Raw genomic sequence first — 275 nt, 5'->3', positions numbered from 1 at the left:
ACGGAGTTGCTGAAGGGCGAAGATGTTTCAGCTGAGGAAAGGTCGGCTTATTTAAAAATTATCGATAGCAAGTCGAAGCGGTTGAAGGTCTTGATCGACGATTTGTTCGAGGTTTCAAAGATGGCCAGTGGTAACATTCAATTGAAGAAGGAAACGGTAGATATTAGTCAGTTGTTGGAGCAGGCGTTGGCGGAGTACGACGATGCAATCCAAGGATCAAGCCTCGATTTCAGAGTAAATACTCCATCCTCTGCTGAGCCCGTACTCGCTTTTGA

General features: G+C 45.8%; 1 protein-coding gene. It reads left to right on the top strand.

The features are described 5' to 3' along the window. On the top strand, nt 1–275 hold a 275-nt coding region (locus tag AOA60_RS23955; RefSeq protein WP_218240841.1), incomplete at both ends, for a sensor histidine kinase KdpD.

The sequence above is a fragment of the Pseudomonas sp. 2822-17 genome (genome assembly GCF_002742485.1).
In the GTDB taxonomy this organism is placed as follows: Bacteria; Pseudomonadota; Gammaproteobacteria; order Pseudomonadales; family Pseudomonadaceae; genus Aquipseudomonas; species Aquipseudomonas cyclaminis.
This window is presented reverse-complemented; position numbering and strand designations above follow the sequence as displayed.